The sequence below is a fragment of the Lachnoclostridium sp. An14 genome, from assembly GCF_002160755.1.
GTDB lineage: Bacteria > Bacillota > Clostridia > Lachnospirales > Lachnospiraceae > Lachnoclostridium_A.
Window position 1 is genome coordinate 1 of record NZ_NFLE01000074.1, and the last position, 3390, is coordinate 3390.

8 protein-coding genes and 1 pseudogene are annotated in these 3390 nt (G+C 52.0%); all 9 read left to right on the plus strand.

Features of this window, described 5'->3' with window-relative positions; translation table 11 throughout:
• Positions 1–290, plus strand: a pseudogene (locus B5E84_RS20755) (AAA family ATPase); the annotation flags it as partial.
• 405 nt (positions 291–695) lie between these two features.
• A complete protein-coding gene (locus B5E84_RS20070; RefSeq protein ID WP_087226704.1) occupies positions 696–920 on the plus strand; it encodes a hypothetical protein in 225 nt (74 codons plus the stop codon).
• Positions 913–1305 carry a RusA family crossover junction endodeoxyribonuclease gene (locus B5E84_RS20075; protein WP_087226708.1) on the plus strand — a complete coding sequence of 131 codons (393 nt, stop codon included), beginning with the start codon at positions 913–915 and terminating at the stop codon, positions 1303–1305. The genes B5E84_RS20070 and B5E84_RS20075 overlap by 8 nt, the downstream gene beginning before the upstream one ends.
• Positions 1302–1538, plus strand: a complete 237-nt coding sequence (locus B5E84_RS20080; RefSeq protein WP_087226711.1) for a hypothetical protein — start codon at positions 1302–1304, stop codon at positions 1536–1538. Before B5E84_RS20075 ends, B5E84_RS20080 begins: the two co-directional genes overlap by 4 nt.
• The gene (locus tag B5E84_RS20085) at positions 1510–1866 is read left to right on the plus strand and encodes a hypothetical protein (protein WP_087226714.1); all 357 of its coding nucleotides are present in this window, start codon (positions 1510–1512) and stop codon (positions 1864–1866) included. Before B5E84_RS20080 ends, B5E84_RS20085 begins: the two co-directional genes overlap by 29 nt.
• 18 nt (positions 1867–1884) lie before the next feature.
• Positions 1885–2154 (plus strand): hypothetical protein, encoded by a 270-nt coding sequence (locus B5E84_RS20495; protein ID WP_143469294.1) that lies wholly within the window; start codon positions 1885–1887, stop codon positions 2152–2154.
• On the plus strand, positions 2151–2552 hold the full coding sequence (locus tag B5E84_RS20090) for a Lar family restriction alleviation protein (RefSeq protein WP_087226717.1): 402 nt from the start codon (positions 2151–2153) through the stop codon (positions 2550–2552). The genes B5E84_RS20495 and B5E84_RS20090 overlap by 4 nt, the downstream gene beginning before the upstream one ends.
• Positions 2536–2721 (plus strand): hypothetical protein, encoded by a 186-nt coding sequence (locus B5E84_RS20095; RefSeq protein ID WP_087226720.1) that lies wholly within the window; start codon positions 2536–2538, stop codon positions 2719–2721. The genes B5E84_RS20090 and B5E84_RS20095 overlap by 17 nt, the downstream gene beginning before the upstream one ends.
• 25 nt (positions 2722–2746) lie before the next feature.
• Complete coding sequence (locus B5E84_RS20100) at positions 2747–3169, plus strand: RNA polymerase subunit sigma-70 (protein WP_087226723.1); 423 nt, start codon at positions 2747–2749, stop codon at positions 3167–3169.
• Positions 3170–3390: the final 221 nt, after the last annotated feature.

Below are 3390 nucleotides of genomic sequence, written 5' to 3' on the forward strand. Positions count from 1 at the left end.
GGTACCCGGTGCATTACATTGACCGCAGCGGGGCGCTGGGAGACATCCAGCCGGAGACAGACCTTCCGCCGTGGAAAAAGGGTGCGGCAAAGAATAAAAAGAACGCCGAGGAGCGGAAAGAAGAGCGCCGGAAATCCCTGGAGGAGGCCGTGGAGAATGCCTGCTTTGGAGAGAAGCCGACGGTCGATGAGGTGGCCAATTACCTTGGAATTTCCCACCGGTCGGTCCGGGATCGGGTGAAAGAACATGGAGGTTATGTCATTGAGGACGGAGTCATTCAGATGAAATAGAGTTATCCACAATGAAAAAGTTATCCACAAAACGGAGTTATCCACAAAAATCCCAGTGCGGGAAAGACTGGAAGTTAAGACTTCCCCGCAAAACGGGAAAGAGGGGGAAGGCTGAATTTTAAGTCTTCCCCGTCAAAGAGGTCCGTGCGGGGAACACTGAATTTCAGTCTTCCCCTCCAGGGCGGCAGAGTGCGGGAAAGACATACTTTTCAGTCTTCCCCCGAGTGCGGGGAAGACTGTAGTACTACGTACATTATTTTTTCCCCGCAGTCGCGTGGTCACGGGGGTAGGAGAGGGACGGGCCTAAGGCTGCCCGGCCCGTCTCCCTTCCCCCTCCCCGATGACAGGGGCCAAAGGAAATCAAAAGAGAATTCTAAACATTAACGCGGTGAGGTGATAAAGCTAATGCCAAAGATGAATTATGACTTTTTGAAATGTGTAAGAAGGATGCCGCCACTCCTCCATCAAAGGAAGGGTGAGAAATTTAACATAAACGAAAGCGAAGCGGCAAAATGGATTGCCAGCCAACCGGAAGTTCTTCAGAAAGTTTTTGATATGGCAAGGTATAAAGGCGTTATACAGTATGATCCGGAATCTGGTATGTGGAGAGGAGCGGATTACGATGGTTAAAGCATTTTTTATGCCGATGGTCCCGCCCACGAAAACGCATCAGGAGAAGCAGGTGCGGATCGTGAAGGGAAAGCCGGTCTTCTACGAACCGGCGGAGCTGAAGGCAGCCAGACAGAAACTGAGGGATCATTTAGGACGCCACCAGATGGACCAGCCGTTTGATGGAGCGGTCCGCCTCACAACCTGGTGGTGTTTCCCCAGAGGGGAGCACCTGGATGGGGAATACCGAACCAGCAAGCCGGACACAGACAACCTGGTGAAGATGCTTAAGGATGTCATGACAGAGCTGGGATTCTGGAAAGATGACGCCCAGGTGGCTAGCGAGGTCATTGAAAAGTATTGGGCGGAGCTCCCTGGGATTTATGTGAAGGTGGAGAACATATGACAAACCCAGAGGTACAGGAGGCGTTCACAGAAGTATACAACCGGTTCTGGCTGAACTACCGGGATAAGCCACTGCCCAAGCATTCCGACGAATGGGAGCGGATGCAGACCTGGGCGGTGGTGCTGATGAAAAAATACCCGTTCATGCGGGAAGTGGTGGCGGCCATGGTAGAGGAGCTGGATCAGAGGATGAGGAGGCGAGAGCATGAAACAGGAAACAGAATGGAGACGTAAATGCGCCGATATGCTTGAGGATTGCTGCAAGGGATATGAAGACCCTGAGAGAAGGCGGTATATGCTGTATATTCGGCTGGCTGGAGAGATGCGGATTGAGGTGAGAAACTGTTGCTTTTGCAGGTTTGACCTGAAACAGCTGAAAGAGGCCCATTGGATTATGGAACAGTGGAAGAAGAATCCCCCGGAAGATCTGGATTATTCAGCGGCGACGGAACCGTGCCTGAGCTGCTACTTAGCCGAGTGGGAGGAGATGTATGGGGTGATGGTGTACGCGTGTGATATGCACTACTGTGTGAAGGCAGCGGAGGACGAGGTATGGTTATGATGAGGAGGAGGAGATAACGTGAGCGAAATCAAGATAAGCGTTGAGCATTTGGTGTCACCCGAACCAGATTCCTGTACATATGGCGGGGATTTCTGGGGAAAAGATGTGTGCCGGTATCACGTGCATAGAAACAGGACTCATGGAAGAAAAGCGCCAATGGAACGGGCTGTGCCGAAATGTACGTTGTTCGACACGTGGCTGGATAGGCCGTATAAAAAATGTGAGGCGTGCCGGAAAGCTTGTAGAGAGGCACAGGCTAAACGAACAGGAGAGGAGAATGAAGAATGATGGAGAAAATTAAAATAAAGCCGTGCCCATTCTGTGGCAGCACTCGAATAGACATAAACCTGACGGATAGGGATGGAGTGCCGCAGCCTTCGTGGTATTTGAATAATCCCGAAAATGGCGTGGGATACGTCCTTGTCCATCGAAGTGATAATACTTCGGCGGCGTGCCCTATAGCAGCGACGGGGAGGACGATAGGACGAGATGTATATATTTCAAAAGAGGCAGCGATAGAGGCATGGAACACACGAGTTGGTACATCGGAGACGCTGACGAAGATTCGAGAGGATCTTGCGAAGGCGATAATGGAAAGCATGGGAAGAAAACGGGAAGGATTGTTATTGGCAAACGATATTATGCGCAAGTATATGTGGGGTGACGCGGATGTACAAGAACCATGAAGGCTACCCGGATCCGACTCAGGGCGACGCGATCCGCCGGGCAGACCGGCAGCCGGAGAACGTGGAGAACGCCATCCGGCGGATGAAGATCATAGCTGCCTGGCACGGCCTGGAGGTCATCGGGCGGATCTGGTTGCGGGATCCCGAGACGGGGCGGGAGTACCGGTGAGGAGTATAGGCAGGAGGTGATGCCGGTGGACAAGCAGATACTGTACCAGTACATAGATGCCTGCGAGCTGGTCAAGGAGACCGAGGAGGAGATCGAGAGGCTCCGACGCCGCCGGCGGGAGACCGTCACGGATAAGGTCAGGATGTCAGACTATGATTTCCCTTTTGGTGAGATCAGCTGCACCATTCACGGCGTGCCCTATGACGCCCTGGATCACGATGCACTGGACCGGAAGGAGCACATCCTGGAGGAGCGCAAGGCCGCCGCAGAAGCCATCAAGCTGCAGGTGGAGGAGTGGCTGGTGACAGTGCCGCTGCGGATGCAGCGGATCACCAAGTATAAGATTTTCGAAGGTATGACCTGGGAACAGGTGGCAGCGAGGATGGGCAGAAAAGCCACTGGTGAAGGGATCCGGAAAGAATTTGTTAGATTTATGGCAGAAAAATAAAAAAGTTTGTCCGTTTTGTCCGGATTGTCCGTTTTGAAAATGTTATAGTGTAAGCTGGAAGCAGTGGATGAACCCATTGATTTTACCCTCCTTTGACAGTCACTCGCCAGGTGTCACAGCCTGGCGGGGGATTCTTTATCCACAAGATGTTGATAAAATGGTGGATAAAACACAAGATATGGAAAATGAACTACGATGACGAAATGTAAGAGGTGAGACGA

Bases quoted from the DNA above. Each gene is read 5' to 3' on its own strand.
- B5E84_RS20070 (WP_087226704.1), top strand. From the start codon at position 696: ATGCCAAAGATGAATTATGACTTTTTGAAATGTGTAAGAAGGATGCCG.
- B5E84_RS20075 (WP_087226708.1), top strand. From the start codon at position 913: ATGGTTAAAGCATTTTTTATGCCGATGGTCCCGCCCACGAAAACGCAT.
- B5E84_RS20080 (WP_087226711.1), top strand. From the start codon at position 1,302: ATGACAAACCCAGAGGTACAGGAGGCGTTCACAGAAGTATACAACCGG.
- B5E84_RS20085 (WP_087226714.1), top strand. From the start codon at position 1,510: ATGAAACAGGAAACAGAATGGAGACGTAAATGCGCCGATATGCTTGAG.
- B5E84_RS20090 (WP_087226717.1), top strand. From the start codon at position 2,151: ATGATGGAGAAAATTAAAATAAAGCCGTGCCCATTCTGTGGCAGCACT.
- B5E84_RS20095 (WP_087226720.1), top strand. From the start codon at position 2,536: ATGTACAAGAACCATGAAGGCTACCCGGATCCGACTCAGGGCGACGCG.